The sequence below is a fragment of the Croceibacter sp. genome (genome assembly GCF_002716225.1).
GTDB classification, from domain to species: Bacteria; Bacteroidota; Bacteroidia; order Flavobacteriales; family Flavobacteriaceae; genus Croceibacter; species Croceibacter atlanticus.
The window spans coordinates 1-21,223 of sequence record NZ_PAZX01000008.1 but is presented as its reverse complement, the minus strand read 5'-3'; the positions used below and the strand labels follow the sequence as shown (position 1 = coordinate 21,223).

Annotated in this window: 9 protein-coding genes; 8 read left to right on the top strand and 1 reads right to left on the bottom strand. The window is 35.7% G+C overall.

All coding sequences use genetic code 11. The features are described 5' to 3' along the window. Positions 1-43 precede the first annotated feature (43 nt). From rplK to CL818_RS05980, 7 genes are all read left to right on the top strand, one after another. Positions 44-484 (top strand): 50S ribosomal protein L11, encoded by a 441-nt coding sequence (rplK, locus tag CL818_RS06010; RefSeq protein WP_013185780.1) that lies wholly within the window; start codon positions 44-46, stop codon positions 482-484. Positions 485-504: 20 nt separating this feature from the next. Next, positions 505-1,203 (top strand): 50S ribosomal protein L1, encoded by a 699-nt coding sequence (rplA, locus tag CL818_RS06005; RefSeq protein ID WP_272973377.1) that lies wholly within the window; start codon positions 505-507, stop codon positions 1,201-1,203. Between the two features lie 9 nt (positions 1,204-1,212). Next, a complete protein-coding gene (gene rplJ / locus CL818_RS06000) occupies positions 1,213-1,740 on the top strand; it encodes a 50S ribosomal protein L10 (protein WP_041241044.1) in 528 nt (175 codons plus the stop codon). Positions 1,741-1,796: 56 nt separating this feature from the next. Continuing rightward, the gene (rplL, locus tag CL818_RS05995; RefSeq protein ID WP_013185777.1) at positions 1,797-2,171 is read left to right on the top strand and encodes a 50S ribosomal protein L7/L12; all 375 of its coding nucleotides are present in this window, start codon (positions 1,797-1,799) and stop codon (positions 2,169-2,171) included. A 192-nt stretch (positions 2,172-2,363) separates the two neighbouring features. Further along, the gene (rpoB, locus tag CL818_RS05990) at positions 2,364-6,176 is read left to right on the top strand and encodes a DNA-directed RNA polymerase subunit beta (protein WP_219360379.1); all 3,813 of its coding nucleotides are present in this window, start codon (positions 2,364-2,366) and stop codon (positions 6,174-6,176) included. A 98-nt stretch (positions 6,177-6,274) separates the two neighbouring features. Further along, positions 6,275-10,582: a DNA-directed RNA polymerase subunit beta' gene (rpoC, locus tag CL818_RS05985; RefSeq protein WP_286972255.1), complete on the top strand. Its 4,308-nt coding sequence runs from the start codon at positions 6,275-6,277 to the stop codon at positions 10,580-10,582. Positions 10,583-10,750: 168 nt separating this feature from the next. Continuing rightward, a complete protein-coding gene (locus tag CL818_RS05980) occupies positions 10,751-11,119 on the top strand; it encodes a DUF3467 domain-containing protein (protein WP_286972254.1) in 369 nt (122 codons plus the stop codon). 133 nt (positions 11,120-11,252) lie between these two features. Here the strand turns inward: CL818_RS05980 and CL818_RS05975 are convergent, their stop codons facing one another. After that, positions 11,253-12,854 (bottom strand): peptide chain release factor 3, encoded by a 1,602-nt coding sequence (locus CL818_RS05975; protein ID WP_286972252.1) that lies wholly within the window; start codon positions 12,852-12,854, stop codon positions 11,253-11,255. A 347-nt stretch (positions 12,855-13,201) separates the two neighbouring features. Between CL818_RS05975 and CL818_RS05970 the strand changes: the two genes are divergently transcribed. Then, a partial coding sequence (locus CL818_RS05970; protein WP_286972251.1) for a CLIPPER-2 domain-containing protein occupies positions 13,202-21,223 on the top strand: 8,022 nt, incomplete at its 3' end.

Here is a 21,223-nt window from a genome sequence, read left to right as displayed (position 1 = left end):
ATTGCTTCCACATTCAGAACAACTCAATTAAATTTAATTAGAAATGGCAAAAGAAGTAAGTAAAGTAGTAAAGCTACAAGTGCGCGGTGGAGCGGCAAACCCATCACCACCAGTTGGGCCTGCTTTGGGTGCTGCCGGTGTGAACATCATGGAATTCTGTAAGCAATTCAATGGTCGTACACAGGATAAAGCTGGGAAAGTACTTCCGGTTGTTATCACCGTTTATAAGGATAAGTCTTTCGACTTTGTAATTAAAACGCCACCAGCAGCAGTTCAAATATTGGAAGCAGCAAAAACTAAGAGTGGTTCAGGTGAACCTAACCGTAAAAAAGTAGCTACTATTTCTTGGGACCAGGTCCGTGCGATTGCTGAAGACAAGATGCCAGATTTGAATGCGTTTACAGTAGAGTCTGCTATGCAGATGGTTGCTGGTACAGCACGTTCAATGGGCGTTAACGTTAAAGGCGGTAATGCACCCGTTTAATCCTAAAAAAAAGTTTAAAAATGGCAAGATTAACAAAGAAACAAAAAGAGGCTCAATCTAAGATTGAAGCTGGCAATACCTACACGGTAGCCGAGGCCTCTGCTTTGGTTAAAGAAGTCACTAACGCAAATTTTGATGCATCTGTAGATTTAGCAGTTCGTTTGAACGTAGATCCTCGTAAAGCAAATCAAATGGTGCGTGGCGTTGTAACATTACCTCATGGTACTGGTAAAGACGTTAAGGTGCTTGCTTTAGTCACTCCAGATAAGGAAGCAGAAGCAAAAGAAGCTGGTGCAGATTTTGTTGGTTTAGATGAGTATCTAGATAAAATTAAAGGCGGTTGGACAGACGTTGATGTAATTATTACTATGCCAAGTGTTATGGGTAAGTTAGGACCATTAGGTCGTGTATTAGGACCAAGAGGTCTTATGCCTAACCCAAAAACTGGTACAGTAACAATGGATGTTGCTAAAGCAGTATCAGACGTTAAAGCTGGTAAAATCGACTTTAAAGTTGACAAATATGGTATTGTTCATGCTGGTATCGGTAAAGCATCTTTTGATGCAGACAAACTAGCTGGCAATGCAAGAGAATTATTAACCACATTAGTGAAATTGAAACCTACTGCAGCAAAAGGTGTTTACATAAAGTCTATCTATATGTCTAGCACAATGAGCCCAAGTGTTCAAATTGATACTAAAAGATTTACTGAGGACTAAGTTATGGCAATGACAAGAGAACAAAAAGGACAAGTTATAAAAGACTTAACCGCTCAGTTAAATGATAATTCAATCATTTATTTAGCAGATATTTCAACGCTAAATGCTGGTTCAACATCAGACTTACGTCGTGCTTGTTTTAAAGCAAACGTAAAATTGAACGTGGTTAAGAATACATTACTAGCTAAAGCTATGGAAAACACTGAAAAAGATTTCGGTGGACTTTCAGAAGTTTTAAAAGGTAATACATCTATAATGATATCTGAAACTGGTAATGCACCAGCTAAGGTAATACAAGAATTCCGTAAGAAAACTAAAGGTGAAAAGCCTCTTTTAAAAGGAGCTTTTATCGAAGAAGCAGTATTCGTTGGAGATGATAAACTAGAAACACTAGTTAATATCAAATCTAAAGAAGAAGTTATCGGAGATATCATCGGCTTACTTCAATCACCTGCTAAGAACGTTATTAGCGCTCTTAAGTCTAGTGGAGGTAAACTTGCAGGAATCTTGAAGACTCTTTCTGAAAAAGAAGGATAAACAAGTACGCACTTAAAAATTCAAATAAAAAACAACACATTTTAAAACGATAGAAAATGGCAGATTTAAAAGATTTCGCAGAACAATTGGTTAACTTGACCGTAAAAGAGGTAAATGAGTTAGCAGATATTTTAAAAGAAGAGTATGGTATCGAGCCTGCTGCTGCAGCTGTAGCTGTTGCTGCTGGTGGTGGTGCAGATGCTGGTGGAGCAGACGAGCAAACTGAGTTTGACGTTATCCTTAAAGGCGCTGGTGCTTCTAAATTAGCTGTAGTTAAATTAGTAAAAGAATTAACTGGAGCAGGTCTTAAAGACGCTAAAGAATTAGTTGATAATGCACCATCTCCAATTAAGGAAGGTATTGCTAAAGACGAAGCTGAAGCACTTAAAGCACAGTTAGAAGAAGCAGGAGCTGAGGTTGAGCTTAAGTAAGCTCACCACCTAATATTTTAAAGGTTTAGACCTGGAGAATTTGTTCTCTAAGGTCTAAACCCTTTTGCGTATACATACGCAGCCTATTATTTAGCGTTTTTTAACGCACCTATTATATATTTTAATTGGCCCAAATAAGTGTTTCATTACTAGAGTTGTGCACTTAACTAAGCTACTAAATTCCGTCCATTGATGTTAGCAACGCAGACTGAAAGATTGAATTTCTCAAATGTGAAGAATAGACCTGATTATCCAGATTTCTTGGATATTCAAATACAGTCTTTCCAAGACTTCTTCCAATTGGAAACAAAATCTGATGAGCGGGAAGCAGAAGGTCTTTACAAGACCTTTATGGAAAACTTCCCTATTACGGATACCCGTAATCAATTTGTATTAGAGTTTTTAGATTATTTCGTGGACCCGCCAAGATATTCTATTCAAGAATGTATTGAACGCGGTTTAACATACAGTGTACCACTTAAGGCAAGACTTAAGTTGTATTGTACAGATCCAGAACACGAAGATTTTGAAACCATCGTACAGGACGTGTACCTTGGTACTATTCCTTATATGACACCAAGTGGTACTTTTTGTATCAATGGTGCAGAACGTGTTGTTGTTTCTCAATTACACCGTTCTCCTGGTGTATTTTTTGGACAATCTTTCCACGCCAATGGAACTAAATTATACTCTGCAAGAGTAATTCCTTTTAAAGGATCTTGGATAGAGTTTGCTACAGATATAAACAGCGTAATGTATGCTTATATCGATAGAAAGAAAAAATTACCTGTAACAACGCTTTTCCGTGCAATAGGTTTCGAAAGAGATAAAGATATTCTTGAAATATTTGACCTAGCTGAAGAAGTAAAAGTTACTAAATCTGGTCTTAAAAAAGTACTTGGCCGTAAATTGGCTGCACGTGTTTTAAATACGTGGTATGAAGATTTCGTAGATGAAGATACGGGTGAAGTTGTTTCAATTGAAAGAAACGAAATTGTATTAGACCGTGATACAGAATTAGAAAAAGAGCACATAGAAGAAATTCTTGAGACTGGTACTAAAACTATTCTTTTACATAAAGAAGACAATAGTACTGGTGATTATGCAATTATTCATAATACACTACAAAAAGATCCAACAAACTCTGAAAAAGAAGCTGTTGAGCATATCTATCGTCAATTACGTAATGCAGAGCCGCCAGATGAGGAAACTGCACGTGGTATTATAGATAAGCTATTCTTTAGTGACCAACGCTACAACTTAGGTGAGGTAGGTCGTTATAGAATGAACAAAAAACTTGGTTTAGATATCGCTATGGATAAGCAAGTGCTTACCAAAGAGGATATTATTACAATCATAAAATATTTAATTGAGTTAATTAACTCAAAAGCTGAGATTGATGATATTGATCACTTATCTAACCGTCGTGTACGTACAGTAGGTGAGCAATTATCACAACAATTTGGTGTTGGTCTTGCACGTATGGCTCGTACTATTCGTGAGCGTATGAACGTTCGTGATAACGAGGTCTTTACTCCTATAGATTTGATTAATGCAAAGACTTTATCGTCTGTAATTAATTCTTTCTTTGGTACAAACCAACTTTCTCAATTTATGGATCAAACCAATCCACTAGCAGAGATAACGCACAAGCGTCGTCTTTCAGCTCTTGGACCTGGTGGTCTTTCTCGTGAGCGTGCAGGTTTCGAAGTTCGAGATGTACACTACACACACTATGGAAGACTTTGTCCTATTGAAACACCAGAAGGACCTAACATTGGTCTTATCTCTTCTTTGTCTGTATATGCTAAAGTAAATGCTTTAGGATTTATTGAAACGCCATACAGAAAAGTAGATGATGGTAAAATTAATTTAGATGAATCACCAATTTACCTTTCTGCAGAAGAAGAGGAAGGAATGAAAATTGCACAAGCAAACATTCCATTAGACGATAAAGGTAATATTGAGGCAGAACGTGTAATTGCTCGTCTTGAAGGAGATTTCCCAGTGGAAGATCCTAAGAACGTAAATTATATAGATGTTGCTCCAAACCAGATATCATCTATTTCTGCATCTCTTATTCCGTTCCTTGAGCATGATGATGCAAACCGTGCCTTGATGGGATCTAACATGATGCGTCAAGCAGTACCATTATTAAGAGTAGATTCTCCAATTGTAGGTACAGGTCTTGAGCGTCAGGTAGCATCAGATTCTAGAGTGCTCATTAATGCAGAAGGTGCAGGTACTGTAGAGTATGTTGATGCTAATATGGTAACTATTAAGTATGATAGATCAGAAGAAGAACGTCAAGTTAGTTTTGATAGTGATTCAAAATCTTACAACTTAATTAAATTCCGTAAAACTAACCAAGGTACATCTATCAACCTTAAGCCAATTGTAAAAGTTGGTGACCGTGTTGAAAGAGGACAAGTACTTTGTCAAGGATATGCAACAGAAGCTGGAGAACTTGCTTTAGGTAGAAATATGAAAGTAGCCTTTATGCCTTGGAAAGGGTATAACTTTGAGGATGCAATTGTAATTTCAGAAAAAGTAGTACGTGAAGATATATTTACATCTATTCACGTAGATGAATATTCTTTAGATGTTAGAGATACAAAATTAGGTAATGAAGAATTAACTAATGATATACCAAACGTTTCAGAAGAGGCTACTAAAGACCTTGATGAATATGGTATGATTCGTATTGGTGCAGAGGTTAAACCAGGAGATATTTTAATTGGAAAAATTACTCCAAAAGGAGAAAGTGATCCAACTCCAGAAGAAAAATTACTCCGCGCAATATTTGGTGATAAAGCAGGAGATGTAAAAGATGCATCTTTAAAAGCATCGCCATCTCTTAACGGTGTTGTAATAGATAAGAAATTGTTTGAAAGAGCAATTAAAGATAAGCGTAAGAGAGCACAAGATAAAGAAGATATAGCAAGACTTGAAGTTGAGTATGACGCTAAATTTGATGACCTTAAAGCTGTTTTAGTTGAAAAGTTATTTAACCTAATAGGTGGAAAAACAGCACAAGGTGTTAAGAATGATTTAGGGGAAGATATTTTGCCAAAAGGTAAAAAGTATACTTTAAAAATGCTTAACTCTGTTGAAGATTATACTCACCTTACTCAAGGTACGTGGACTACAGATGATGAGTTAAATAGTATGGTTGCAGACTTAATCCATAATTATAAGATTAAGGAAAACGACTTACAAGGTAACTTAAGACGTGAGAAATTTACTATTTCTGTAGGAGATGAATTACCAGCAGGTATTATCAAGTTGGCAAAAATTTATATTGCTAAAAAGCGTAAGCTTAAGGTTGGTGATAAAATGGCAGGTCGTCACGGTAACAAAGGTATTGTAGCACGTATTGTACGTGAAGAAGATATGCCTTTCTTAGAAGACGGAACGCCAGTAGATATTGTACTTAACCCACTTGGTGTACCATCTCGTATGAACATTGGGCAAATTTACGAAACAGTTCTTGGTTGGGCAGGACAAAAATTAGGACGCAAGTTTGCTACTCCAATTTTTGACGGTGCAACTTTAGACCAAATAAATGAATTAACAGACGAAGCAGGTATTCCTCGTTTTGGCCATACACATTTATATGATGGTGGTACAGGAGACCGTTTTGATCAACCAGCAACAGTAGGTGTTATCTATATGTTGAAGTTAGGTCACATGGTAGATGATAAGATGCACGCTCGTTCTATAGGTCCTTACTCATTAATTACACAACAACCATTAGGTGGTAAAGCACAATTTGGTGGTCAGCGTTTTGGTGAGATGGAGGTTTGGGCTCTTGAAGCATATGGTGCATCTAGCACTCTTCGTGAGATCCTTACAGTAAAATCTGATGATGTTATTGGTAGAGCAAAAACTTACGAAAGTATAGTAAAAGGTGAGCCAATGCCAGAACCAGGATTGCCAGAATCTTTTAACGTGTTAATGCACGAATTAAAAGGATTAGGACTTGATATTCGACTCGAAGAATAATTTATAATTCCCGCGAAAGCGGGAATATTATAAAACTTCGAATGATAGAGACGTGATGGTCGTCTCAACTTAAAATAACAAAGTATATTTTTAGCATTATGGCAAGAAATAATGAACAGAATACAGTAAAGAGATTTAATAAAATCTCTATTGGTTTAGCTTCTCCAGAAGCGATTTTGGCAGAGTCGCGTGGTGAGGTGTTAAAACCAGAAACTATAAACTACCGTACGCACAAACCAGAGCGAGATGGTCTTTTTTGCGAGCGTATCTTTGGTCCTGTAAAGGATTACGAATGTGCTTGTGGAAAGTATAAAAGAATACGCTACAAAGGTATTGTTTGTGACCGTTGTGGTGTAGAGGTTACAGAAAAGAAAGTACGCCGTGATCGTGTAGGACACATTAATTTAGTGGTTCCTGTTGCTCACATTTGGTACTTCCGTTCTTTACCAAACAAAATAGGTTACCTTCTTGGATTGCCATCTAAGAAGTTAGATATGATTATATACTATGAAAGGTATGTAGTTATACAACCAGGAATCGCGAAGAATGAAGATGGAGAAGCGTTACAAAAATTAGATTTCCTTACAGAAGAAGAATACTTAAATATTCTTGAAACTCTTCCGCAGGAAAACTTATACTTAGAAGATAGTGATCCAAACAAATTCATCGCCAAAATGGGTGCTGAATGTTTAATTGATTTACTACAACGTATAGATTTAGATGCACTTTCTTTTGAATTGCGTCATAAGGCTAACAATGAAACTTCTAAGCAACGTAAGACAGAAGCATTAAAAAGACTTCAGGTTGTAAAAGCTTTACGTGATTCTAATGAATACCGTGAAAATAAACCAGAGTGGATGATAATGAAAGTAATTCCGGTTATACCACCAGAATTACGTCCGTTAGTGCCTCTTGATGGTGGTCGTTTTGCAACTTCAGATTTAAATGATCTTTACCGTCGTGTTATTATACGTAATAACCGTCTTAAGAGATTAGTTGAAATTAAAGCTCCAGAAGTAATTCTTAGAAATGAGAAACGTATGCTTCAGGAATCTGTAGATTCNTTATTTGATAACACANGNAAATCTTCNGCNGTAAANACAGATNNTAANNGNCCNTTAAANTCNNTNTCAGATTCNTTNAAAGGTAAGCAAGGNCGTTTCCGTCAAAACTTACTNGGTAANCGTGTAGATTACTCAGCACGTTCAGTTATTGTTGTAGGACCAGAATTAAAGTTATTTGAATGTGGTCTTCCAAAAAATATGGCTGCAGAACTTTATAAGCCTTTTGTAATACGTAAGCTTATTGAGCGNGGTATTGTTAAGACTGTAAAATCTGCTAAGAAGATTATAGATAAAAAGGAGCCTGTAGTTTGGGATATNCTGGAAAATGTACTTAAAGGACATCCAGTATTACTAAACCGTGCGCCTACGCTTCACCGTTTAGGTATTCAAGCTTTTCAACCTAAATTAATTGAAGGTAAAGCAATTCAATTACACCCATTNGTGTGTACAGCATTTAACGCCGATTTTGATGGTGATCAAATGGCAGTACACTTACCATTAGGACCAGAAGCAATTTTGGAGGCTCAATTATTAATGTTGGCTTCTCATAATATTCTTAACCCTGCAAATGGCTCACCAGTAACGGTACCATCTCAGGATATGGTCTTGGGTCTTTACTATATGACTAAAGGAAGAAAGCATACGCCTGAAGTACCTATTGTTGGTGAAGGCTTAACTTTTTATTCTNCAGAAGAAGTAGTAATTGCATANAACGAAAAACGTTTAAATATTAACGCAAATATTAAAGTTAGAACTAAAGANTTTAATGAGGAAGGCGAGCTTGTTAATCAAATTATTGAGACAACAACTGGNCGTGTNATATTTAATATGGAAGTTCCTGAGAAAGCAGGTTACATAAACCAAGTATTAACTAAGAAGGCTCTTAGAGACATTATTGGTGATATTTTAAAAGTAACTAGTGTTCCAGAAACGGCACAATTCTTAGATAGAATTAAATCATTAGGTTATGANTTTGCATTCCGNGGTGGTCTTTCATTCTCATTAGGTGATATTATTATACCGCCAGAGAAGCAACAGATGATTGATGAGGCAAATGAGCAAGTTGAAGGTATCCGTGGAAACTATAACATGGGTCTTATAACCTTTAACGAGCGTTATAACCAAGTAATTGATATATGGACTGCTACCAACGCTAATCTTACAGACTTGGCAATGAGCCGAATTAGTACAGACCAGCAAGGATTTAACTCAGTATTTATGATGNTNGATTCTGGAGCNCGTGGTAGTAAAGAACAAATTCGCCAGTTAACAGGTATGCGTGGTCTTATGGCTAAGCCTAAAAAATCTAACTCTGGTGGTGGTGAAATTATTGAAAACCCAATTCTTTCTAACTTTAAGGAAGGTCTTTCAATTTTAGAATACTTTATCTCAACTCACGGTGCACGTAAAGGTCTTGCCGATACAGCACTTAAAACAGCCGATGCTGGTTACTTAACTCGTCGTTTAGTTGATGTATCACAAGATGTGATNATTAACGAAACAGANTGTGGTACCTTGCGTGGTGTAGAAGTTTCTCCATTAAAGAAAAATGAAGAAGTTGTTGAGAAGTTAAGTGAAAGAATTATTGGTCGTACAGCATTAAATGATGTTATAAACCCACTTACTAAAGAAGTATTAGTAGAAGCAGGTGTAGAAATTACAGATGCTATGGCTAAGCTTATTGAAGCAGCACCTATTGAAAGTGTAGAGGTAAGATCTGCATTATCTTGTGAAGCTAAAAAAGGTATTTGTGTTAAATGTTATGGTCGTAACCTAGCTACTGGTAAAACAGTACAAATGGGTGAAGCTGTAGGTGTTGTAGCAGCACAATCTATTGGTGAACCTGGTACACAGCTTACGCTNCGTACATTCCACGTTGGTGGTGTTGCGGGTAACATTTCAGAAGAGAATAAGCACATTGCTAAGTTTAATGGTGTTGCTGAAATTGAAGATCTTAAAACGGTAAAAGGAGAAAACAACCAAGGCGAAGAAGCTGATATTGTAATCTCTAGAACTACAGAGATTAAGATTGTAGATAAGAAGACAGGTATTGTTTTAAGTACTAGTAATGTTCCTTATGGTGCTCAAATATTTGTGAAGCCAGGAGACAAAGTTTCTAAAGACGATGTTTTAGTACAATGGGATCCATTTAANGGTGTGATTATTTCTGAATTTGCTGGTAAGATTAAGTATGAAAACCTTGTACAAGGTATGACATACCAAGTTGAAACAGATGAGCAAACAGGTTTCCAAGAAAAAGTAATTACAGAATCTCGTGATAAGAAAAAGATACCTACGTTATTAATTATGGGTAAAAAGGATGAAGTTATTCGTTCTTACAACTTACCAGTTGGAGCTCACATAATGGTAGATGACGGTGATAAGATTAAGATTGGTAAAATCTTAGTTAAGATACCTCGTAAATCTGCAAAAGCAGGTGATATTACAGGAGGTCTTCCACGTGTAACAGAACTTTTNGAAGCTCGTAANCCTTCTAATCCTGCTGTAGTTAGTGAGATAGATGGTGTAGTTAGCTTTGGTAAAATTAAACGTGGTAACAGAGAGATTATAGTNGAGTCTAAACTTGGTGAGGTTAAGAAATACTTAGTTAANCTTTCTAACCAAATTCTTGTTCAAGAAAATGATTATGTAAGAGCAGGTATGCCATTATCAGANGGTTCTATAACTCCGGAAGATATCTTAAATATTAAAGGGCCAAGCGCTGTACAGCAGTACTTAGTTAATGAGGTTCAAGAAGTTTACCGATTACAAGGTGTTAAGATTAATGATAAGCACTTTGAAGTTGTTGTAAGACAAATGATGCGTAAGGTTAAGATTAATGATCCAGGTGATACAATTTTCTTAGAGAACCAATTAATTCATAAGTCTGACTTTATCGAAGANAACGATGCTATTTTTGGTATGAAAGTAGTTGATGATGCTGGTGATAGTAATAACTTGAAGCCAGGACAAATTGTTTCTCCAAGAGAATTACGTGACGAAAATAGCTTATTAAGACGAGAGGATAAGAACCTAGTTGTTGCAAAAGATGCACAGCCAGCTACTGCTACTCCAATCTTACAAGGTATTACAAGAGCGTCATTACAGACTAAGTCATTTATCTCTGCTGCCTCTTTCCAAGAAACAACTAAAGTATTAAACGAAGCTGCAGTAAGCGGTAAGGTAGATTCTTTAGAAGGTCTTAAAGAAAATGTAATTGTAGGACACAGAATTCCTGCAGGAACAGGTATGCGTCGCTATGATAACATTATTGTAGGTTCTAAAGAGGAAATGAACGAAATGGTTGAAGCTAAACAGGAAACTGAAGTGAACTATAATTAATAGGGTTTGTCTAANTAATTAGACAAACTCTTTAATATAAATCTCACCTAATAAGGTGAGAGTGTATGAAAGTTACTTATTTTAGTTAATAGTTAATTAGAGAGGATTTATCTTTTTTAATTTAACTAACTAAAATGAGTAACTTTTTTAATTTATAAAAACAAAAAAATGTCAGACGAAAAGAAACCACAAAACCCAAAAGGTAAAAAGGGTCAGATAAATATTGAATTAGATGAAACAGTAGCTCAAGGTACTTATAGTAATTTNGCTATAATTAATCATTCTGTTTCAGAATTTGTAGTTGANTTTGTAAATATTATGCCAGGTACTCCTAAGAGTAAAGTAAAGTCAAGAATTATTTTAACGCCACAACATGCTAAACGATTAGCTAAAGCTTTAAATGATAATATTAAAAGATTTGAAAAAGCTCATGGCGAGATAAGAGATTATGAGCAACCNCCAATGCCTCTTAATTTTGGNCCAACNGGTCAAGCTTANCTGAATAAGTATTTATTATNAATAAATCAGTANATATAGATTTATTTTATNCNTATTAAAAAAAACCACTTGTATAAATTANTTTACANGTGGTTTTTNTGTTTNAGCTTANNNTAGTATTGCTTNAAAATATTTAAGCTCTTAAATTAGCTTATAAAGATTAATATTTAAATTATTTAGACTCTTTATCAAATTCTGAAACAAAATGGAATTTTACNTTAGGATATTTTTGTTGAGTCATTTGTAAGCTAAATTGACTATCTGATAAGAAAACTAATTGATTTCTTTTGTCCTTTGCTAAAAACTTAGATTTTACTCGTTTAAAATCTTTAAACTCTTCACTTTTTGGATCTTTAGCTTCAACCCAACAAGCCTTATATACATTTAAATTTTCGTAAGAACATTTAGCATTATACTCGTGTTCTAGTCTGTATTGTATAACCTCAAACTGTAATGCACCTACTGTACCTATTACTTTTCTTCCATTTAATTCAAGTGTAAATAATTGAGCTACACCTTCATCCATAAGTTGATCTATTCCTTTATAAAGTTGCTTAGACTTCATAGGGTCTGCATTGTTTATATACCTAAAATGTTCTGGAGAGAAACTAGGAATNCCTTTGTAATTAAGCTCTTCACCTTCGGTAAGAGTATCTCCTATTTTAAAATTCCCAGTATCGTGTAACCCTACNATATCACCNGGATAAGAAGTATCTACAATTTCTTTTTTTTCAGCAAAAAAGGCATTAGGACTGCTAAATCGTAANTTNTTNCCTTGNCTTACNTGAAGATANGGTACATTTCGTTCAAATTTACCAGAAACAATTTTTATGAAAGCCAATCGGTCCCTATGTTTAGGNTCCATATTTGCNTGNATTTTAAATACAAATCCAGTAAATTCTTTTTCATCAGGTTTAACTAGTCTTGTGTCACTCNGCTTTGCGCGTGGAGTAGGAGCTATNCTTACAAANCAGTCTAAGAGCTCTCTAACACCAAAATTATTTAATGCAGAACCAAAAAATACGGGTTGTAAGTTTGCATCATTATAAGCTTGCTTATCAAAACTAGGGTAAATACCTTCAACCAATTCTATTTCTTCTCTTAAGGTTTCTGCGGCATCTGTACCTATTAGTTCTTCTAACTCGCTACTTTGAAGGTCTTCAATTTCAATAGTTTCCTCNATATTTTTCCTGCTATCTCCACTAAACAGGTTTACATTNTTTTCCCATATATTATAAATTCCTTTAAAATCATAACCCATACCTATAGGGAAACTTAANGGTGTNACTTTTAAGCTTAATTTTTGTTCAATTTCATCCAAAAGTTCAAAGGCATCTTTACCNTCACGGTCAAGTTTGTTAATGAAAACAATTATAGGAATATTGCGCATTCTGCAAACTTCGACTAGTTTTTCAGTTTGCTCTTCTACACCTTTAGCAACGTCAATTACAACAATAACGCTATCTACAGCTGTTAAGGTTCTAAATGTATCTTCAGCAAAATCCTTGTGACCTGGCGTATCTAGGATATTTATTTTAATACCATCATACTCAAATGCAAGTACAGATGTTGCTACAGAGATTCCTCTTTGCCTTTCAATTTCCATAAAGTCACTAGTAGCACCTTTTTTTATTTTGTTAGATTTAACAGCTCCAGCTTCTTGTATGGCGCCCCCAAAAAGTAGTAATTTCTCAGTTAAAGTAGTTTTTCCCGCATCTGGATGCGAAATGATACCAAAAGTTCTTCTGCGAGCTATTTCTTCGTTAAATTTCATATACTTCTATAAAAATAAGCTGCAAATATACAACTACTAGCCATTCTGAAAGTGATGTTATTACCTTGAATAATTATAGATAATAATCATTTCGTTAAAATTACAGGCTTGCGCACTTTATCGATAAATTGATTCCAATTAACGAATAATTAAGAATAATTAAGAAAAATTATGAAAATGAGCCGTTAACAAATTTCTATAATGCTATTTTTGTAATATGGTTCAGCCATACATGCGTTTAGTTTAAACACGTGTATTAATGAAACTATAATGCTTAATTTTACGTATATTAATGCGTATTGATGATAAGCAACACAAGACTATAATACATAACCATCATTTATTATATGGGAAATATTACTATTACTCCAAGATTTAAAGCTTTATTAAAGTTTTTAATTTTATTTCTATTTTTCTTCTACGGCTCTCTTTTGCAATCATTTGCACAGGATAATCGTGCCTCAAATATTGGAAAAAATATAGATTTACAAGTTAACTATCAATTTGATGAAGTTACAGGTGAGATCATTTGGCCAATGCCTTCAGATTTTACAAATAGGTTAGCTTTATCTGGTGCTAATTCCTCATCATACAGATCTGCTGTTTCTTATTTCGGGCAAGATCAAGATGGTGTTGCAGATGGTTTAGATCAAGATGATGATAATGATGGTATTCTTGATATAAATGAATGTAACGCTACTGGTCCTGAAGAAGTAGTAAACGGAACTTTTCAAGCTAATTTTACCAGTTGGACTGAAAGTGGAAATGGAGACTGGTTTGACGCGAATACTGGTGGTGGAAATATAAGTGCTGTATTTGGNGCTGTAAGCCCTGCAGGTGTGCAATCTTTACTTGAGCAAGCAATTACAGTTGTCCCAAATGAACCTTATGAAATTACTTTCCTAGTTGCTGCGCAATTTGTTGAAGCAGTTCCTGCTACATTAGATCTTTTAATCGATGGAGAGTTGGCATATACAGCTACAACAGAAGATGTTATTAATGACTTTGGAGTGCTAACATTTGGTCAAATTTCGTTAGTTACTACCTTTAATAATGCTAATCCTGTTATAACTTTTAGAGGTACTACTGGTTCAGGAGGTTTTAGTGGCCCTGATAATTCAGTTGACGTATTGTATGTTGATAATGTTTCTGTTGTTGGTGGTTGTGTAGACACGGATAATGACGGATTTCCAGATGTTGTAGATCAGGATTCAGATGGTGATGGTATTCCAGATAATATTGAGGCTCAGGAAACATTAAGCTTTCAGGTATCTACAGGGAATGATACTGATGGAGATGGTTTAGATAATGCTTATGATACTGATAATGGAGGTGTTCAAATTTTCTTATTAGATTCAGATGCAGATGGTACTCCAGATTTTTTAGATTTAGATAGTGATGATGATGGTGTCCCGGATAGTAATGAAAGTGGGTTGCCAAGTTCGATAGCAGATTCTGATGGAGATGGATTAAATGATGCTGTTGATGCTTCTAATGGGTTTAGTGTTCCTAATGGAATTATAAGTGATCCTGCAACATTACAAGATTCTGATGAAGATGTGAATCTTCCTGGTGGAGATGTTGATTTTAGAGATGATATTGATAGAGCAGATTTAGATAATGATGGTGTTTATGACGATGTAGACCTAGATGATGATAATGATGGTATTTTAGATACTGTTGAAGGACAATGTACGCCACCACAGAGTCAAACTTGGACATTAAACGGAACTTCTGCAAGTTATAATTTTGGTAATGGTATTACTGCAGTTATTACGCAAACAGGAGTTAATAATGTTGCAGCTGAAAACTTTAATGCTGCTGGAGCAGGTTTTTGGTCTGAGCCATTAGAAGGTGATGCTTCTGTTGAGCTTATTATGGCAGAAAATCAGTCTTTTACAATTAGTTTTCAAGATAATGGTGGTAATCCTGTCTTTGTAACTAATCCTATTTTTAATATAGATAGAGTTGGTGGGCAAGTTAACGGACTTCAAAATGCGTTACGATTTACATTACAAGGAGGTTTAACTTGGGATTTATTGGCGTCTACAGATGATTTAATGTATACTTCAAATTCTGTAACGGATAGTGGTGCTGCAAATGGCGTGCCTCCTGGTCCTGACCATACTGCGCAAAGTTCGCAGGATGATATTAATGGAACTGCTGCGGGTACTCTACGCATTAACGGTACTATTAGTGAGTTTACTATAAATACAACGCAAGTAGGTCCTGCAGGAAATGACGCTTTCGAGATTATATTAGCGGCTTGTTTAAGTACAGATACAGATGGTGATAATATTCCAGATTTTGCAGATGTAGATTCTGATGGAGATGGTTGTTTTGATGCATTAGAAGGAGCAGATAATATTTCGTTTACACAGGTAGATTCTGATGGTATGTTAGAAGGTGCTGTAAACCCTTCAACTGGTGTGCCTAATGATGTTAACACTACTAATGGTCAGGCAATAGGGACTTCTCAAAATGCAGCTGCAGAAGATAGTTTTGGGCAATGTGAATTTGCTACAAGTGGAGAAGACACAGATGGAGATGGTATTTTTAATATCGACGATTTAGACGATGACAATGATGGTATCTTAGATGTAGATGAATGTCCTGCAATGGCAACACCTCCAGCAGCAGCAGTACCAGAGGCTTTAAATTGGGTGGTAGGAAATTATAATGTATTTGCTGTAGGTGGTAATACAAATGCCCAAGGACCAATAGAATCAGGTTTTGTAAGAAATGCCTTTGAAAATGGTTACAATGTTGAAATTTTAGAAGGACCAGATGATTACACTGTTGTCGGAACGGTTGCTTCTTTTGATGGTGGTACAATAGCATTAGATGATTCAGGTATTCCTGGAACAGTTGATTTTGCAGATACAGTTGATGGTAACTTTATTTCAGGAGATGCTGGAGATGGTATTAGAATTGAAGGTCCTGGAAATGCACCTGCAGGTTCAGAATACTCTGTAACTTATACATTTGATGATCCTTTAGATTATTTTTCTTTTGATTGGGTAGATATCTTTGATGCAGCTGGCGGACAATTAGTTCGTTATGAATATTATGCAGATGGTAATTTAGTTGGTTATTTAGAAAATAATTTATTAGGAGGTAGTCAAGTAGGGCAAGTAAACGCTTATGATGCTAATGGTAATCTTAGAGGTCAATTAGTTGCAGGTCAGAATACTGAAACTACAATTGGTTTTCAATCTGAGATAGAGTTTTCTACTATTACATTAAGGTATACATATCCTAATGGTTATACAGCTGTAGATTTTCACGGTATTGATGCTTTAACGTATAGAAAAACTCCAGTTTGTGATAATGATGGTGATGGCGTTCCTAATTCAATAGACTTAGATAATGACAATGATGGTATCTATGACGTTGTAGAGAATGGAAATGGAGATTTAGATACAAATAATGATGGTCGTATAGATACAAACGACAATCCATCTCAAGGTGTTGGAGTTAATGGTGTTCCAGATGTAGTTGAAGATACTCCAGATTCAGGAACTACAGATGCTCCTTTAAATGCTGATGGCGATGCATTACCTAATTTCTTAGATATTGATGCAGATGGTGATGGTATAATTGATAATATAGAAGGACAAACAACCGATGGTTATGTTGCTCCTAATGATACATTTACAGATGTTGATGGTAATGGTGTAGATGATATTTACGATACAAATGGAACGCCAATCCAGCCAACTAATACAGATACTTTTGATCAACCAGATTATTTAGACATCAATAGTGATAATGATGGTGATTCAGATTTAATAGAAGCATATGATACTAATGGTGATGGTGTTGCAGACATTACACCAACCGGAACAGATTCAGATAATGACGGTTTAGATGACGCCTTTGATGATGTGGATTTAACGGTCGATGATTTTCAGGATAATCCTGATAATAATGACCAACTTCCTACAGACTTTCCTGACGATGAAATGCCTGGTGGCGACAGAGATTGGAGAGATGTATTAAATATTGATTCAGATGGTGATGGTATCTTTGATGATGTCGATTTAGATGATGATAATGATGGTATTTTAGATACAGATGAAAATGGTCCAAATGGCGGAAACAACCAGCCAGATTGTGGTAATCATACTGCATTAAGTTTTGATGAACCTTTTACTGAAGAAAGTGGTGATGGCGATAACAACACCTTTCTTCAAGGTGAAGTATTTAGATTCCCAAATGTTGCAAACTTTAATGGACAAAATGTAGATGCTCTTGTTACAATAGTAGATTTAGTAAATGTTACTAGCATTCCTACAATTGATGATAACGGATCAGATTCTGGTTCATTTAAACCACGTACCGCATTTACTTTAGCAAATGCTGGAGATAGAGCATATACTGAATACAGATTTGATTTTGTAAATTCTGCAAATGGAAACCCAGTAGTATTAGAAGAATTCTTTGTTAACTTTAATGATATAGATGGTAACAACAACTACAGTGAGCAAAATTGGTCACAATATCCATATACTTATACAATTGACGATCCAACACAAATTTCTACAAGTACAGAAGGTGACTTCCTAATTGGTACAGGTGGAACTGAAGAGTTTACTGGTGCTGGAAATACAAATCCTTCAGTAAATTATACAACTAAACATATATCGAGTAGCTCTTATACTATTCGTATTGGTGTTCAAGCAAATCAGCCAAATGTTTCAGCTGGTGGAAGGCAGCATAATGTTGAGTTTGATTGTATAGACAATTATAATAACCCACAAACTTTAGGTCTAGATTCAGATGGTGATGGTATACCTAACCAGTTTGATTTAGATGCTGATAACGATGGTATTTATGATATCGTTGAAAATGGTAACGGTGCCTTAGATACTAATAACGATGGTGCTGCAGATGCTGCAGATGGCCAAAATGTTGGCGCTAATGGTGTTCCAGATGATGCAGAAGATTCTCCTGAATCAGGTACTACGCCACAGCCATTAGATCAGGATACAGATGGTCTTCCTAACTTTATAGATATAGATGCAGACAACGATGGTATTATAGATAATATTGAAGGTCAAACAACTGCAGGATATCAAACTCCAGGACTTTTTGATGATGTAGATAATAATGGAGTAGACGATAATTATGATACTAATGGAACGCCAATAGTACCAACTGATACAGATGGTGATGGTCTTCCGGATTACTTAGATACAGATTCAGACAATGACACAATACCTGATAATACAGAAGGTTATGATGTTAATATGAATGGTGTTGCAGACACACTTCCTACAGGTTTAGATTCTGATAATGACGGATTAGATGATGCTTATGATAATGTAAATCTTGGTGAAGATGATTTTCAAGATAATCCAGATAATAATAATCAATTCCCTACAGATTTTCCAGATGATGATATGCCAGGCGGCGATCGTGACTGGAGAGAAGGAAATGATTTAGACATGGATGGTGTTCCTGATGTTGTTGATATAGATGATGATAATGATGGAATTATTGATGTTAGAGAAAGTCCAGGATTTGATGCAGATGTCGATGGAGATGGTGTTCCAGCTTATTTAGATGATAATGATAATGATGCAGCTGTAGGTAATGATGATGGATTAGTTCAGCCAGAATTCGATTTCGATGGAGATGGTATTGCAAATTTCCAAGATTTAGATTCAGATGGAGATGGTATTCCAGATAATGTGGAGGCTCAAACAACTCAAGGTTATACCTTGCCAAGTGGTGATGGTCCTGCAATTACAGATGCAAATGGTGATGGATTAGATGATGCTTATGATCCTGATTTAGAAGGATTAGGGTTGTTGCCTATAAATACAGATGGCGCTGCAGATGGTCCAGATTACTTAGATACAAATGCAGATAATGAAGGAGCAAATGATACGATTGAAGCAGGTCTAACTTTAGCAAATGCTGATGATGATGGTGACGGATTAGATAACTCTGTTGATACAACTGTTGGTTATAATGATGTTAACGGAACAATTAATGATCCAGCGCTTCTTCCAGATACAGATAATGATTTAGGTGAAGGTGGAAATGTTGACTTTAGAGATAGATCAACTCCAAATGATTTTGATGGTGATGGTATAGATAATGCTGAAGATAGAGATGATGATAATGATGGTATAGATGACGTTACGGAAGGATTCGGATTTTATACAAACGGAAATGATGTTTGTACAGGTTCAAGATATGATTTCCAAGGCGGTACTTATATATCAGGGACAGGTAGTGGTATAGGAACTGTTGGAGCAAGATATAGATTTCCAAACGCAGCTCCAGGATTAAATGCTATTGTAACTGTAGTTTCTAAACCAGCTTCTGTTACAATAAATAGTATAGATTTTACAGATCCAGCAGACAATGTTGATAATAATCAAAGATCACTTCAGCCTTTATTAACTTTTGCTCAAAATGCTACGGGTAATTTATCAGTTCAATTATCTATAAGATTAGAAAATTCCGCAGATAATTCACCAGCATCCGTTCCAAGATTAGGAGGTTTTATTCAAGATATAGATAGTAATGCGAACAATGGTACAGTTAGAGAATTCTATAGAGTTCAAAACGCAACTGGTTATGCTATCGGAAACCCAACAAATGTATTAGCTCAAAATTTAGGGGGTTCTCCTCAAATTACTCAGTTTATAGCTAATAATACTGGTGCAGCTCCAGTTCAACCTATAGATATAGATAATAGGTATAGAGTATTTTTCCAAAAAAGAAATGTAACTCAAGCAGCGCCATTAGTATTTAATATTGGTGCAGTGAAAAACACTAACACCTCACAACAACGTTATTATTCAATACGTTTTGATGAGTGTAGAATAGATTTATATAACGACCCTTCATATGTATTCTTCGATGCGCCAAATACAGATGGTTTAGCAGGTCCAGATTATCAAGATTTAGATTCAGATAACGATGGTTGTTTTGATACTACAGAAGCAGGATTTACAGATAATACAGATCCAGCATTTAACGATGGTATATTAGGATCTCAATCTCCTGAAAGTGTAGATGGAAATGGGTTAGTAACTTCTGGAGATAATGGAGATTTCTATCAACAACCAGTTGATATGGATAATAATGGAATTTTTGATTTTCAAGAATTTGGTCCAGATGTAAATGGAAATGGTATAGCAGATGCTTGTGATGACCAGGATATGGATGGTATTCCAGATTTTGTAGATATAGATGATGATAATGATGGAATTCTTGATGTAGTTGAATCGCCAGGATTTGATGCAGATGTCGATGGAGATGGAGTTCCAGCATATTTAGATGATAACGATAATAATTCAGCAATTGGTAATGATGACGGGTTAGTTCAACCAGCTTTTGATTTTGATGGAGATGGTAATGCTAATCATTTGGATCAGGATGCAGATAATGATGGAATCCCTGATAACGTTGAATCTCAAACTACAGCTGGATATACTCAACCAACTGGGTTAGATGATGATAATGATGGGTTGGATAACGCGTATGAAGCAGGAGGAATTACTCCAATTAATTTTGACGGTCAAGACAATCCAGACTATTTAGACTTAGATTCAGATAATGATGGTGTTGTAGATGCTATTGAAGGTAATGATGTAAACAATGATGGTATTGCAGATATTGCTCTAACAGGATTGGATGATGATAATGATGGTTTAGATAATGCTTTCGATAGTACTGTAGGATATGGTGATCCAAATGGAAACCAAGTTACCACCAATCCACAAGCAGAATTAAACAATACAGATAACGACCCAGAACCAGATTATAGAGATTTAGATGATGAAAATGATGGTGTACCTACTGCAACAGAATTAGGAGATCCAAATAATCCTGTTGATTCAGATAATGATGGTACTCCAGATTATTTAGAAGTTAATGACCCGGAATTAACTTTAACTAAAACTTCAAATGCTACAGGAAACGAAGTTGCAGGACAAACAATCATTTATACTTTTTCTGTAGAAAATACTGGAAATGTATCAGTGTCTTCTATTACTGTAGATGATGTTCTAACAGGAAGTACAGATTTAGCTATTTCTCCAGGTTCGTTAGCTCCTGGTGAAACAGGAACTGCAACAGCCAACTATATCGTTTCTCAAGCAGATGTAGATAATGGTAGTATAGTAAACTCTGCTTCTGTAGAAGGAACTGCTATAGGAAATGTTACAGTTACGGACGTATCAGATAATGGAGATGAACTAGTAGATGATGATAATGATGGTGATTCAACTAATGACCCTACGGTGATCACCTTGACACAGACACCTGAGCTTACATTATTGAAGACCTCGGATGCTACGGGCAATGAGGTTGCCGGCGATGTGATCACCTACACGTTCGAGGTGACC

Coding starts and splice junctions, on each gene's coding strand:
- rplL (WP_013185777.1), top strand. CDS start 1,797: ATGGCAGATTTAAAAGATTTCGCAGAACAATTGGTTAACTTGACCGTA.
- rplK (WP_013185780.1), top strand. CDS start 44: ATGGCAAAAGAAGTAAGTAAAGTAGTAAAGCTACAAGTGCGCGGTGGA.
- rplA (WP_272973377.1), top strand. CDS start 505: ATGGCAAGATTAACAAAGAAACAAAAAGAGGCTCAATCTAAGATTGAA.
- rpoB (WP_219360379.1), top strand. CDS start 2,364: ATGTTAGCAACGCAGACTGAAAGATTGAATTTCTCAAATGTGAAGAAT.
- rplJ (WP_041241044.1), top strand. CDS start 1,213: ATGACAAGAGAACAAAAAGGACAAGTTATAAAAGACTTAACCGCTCAG.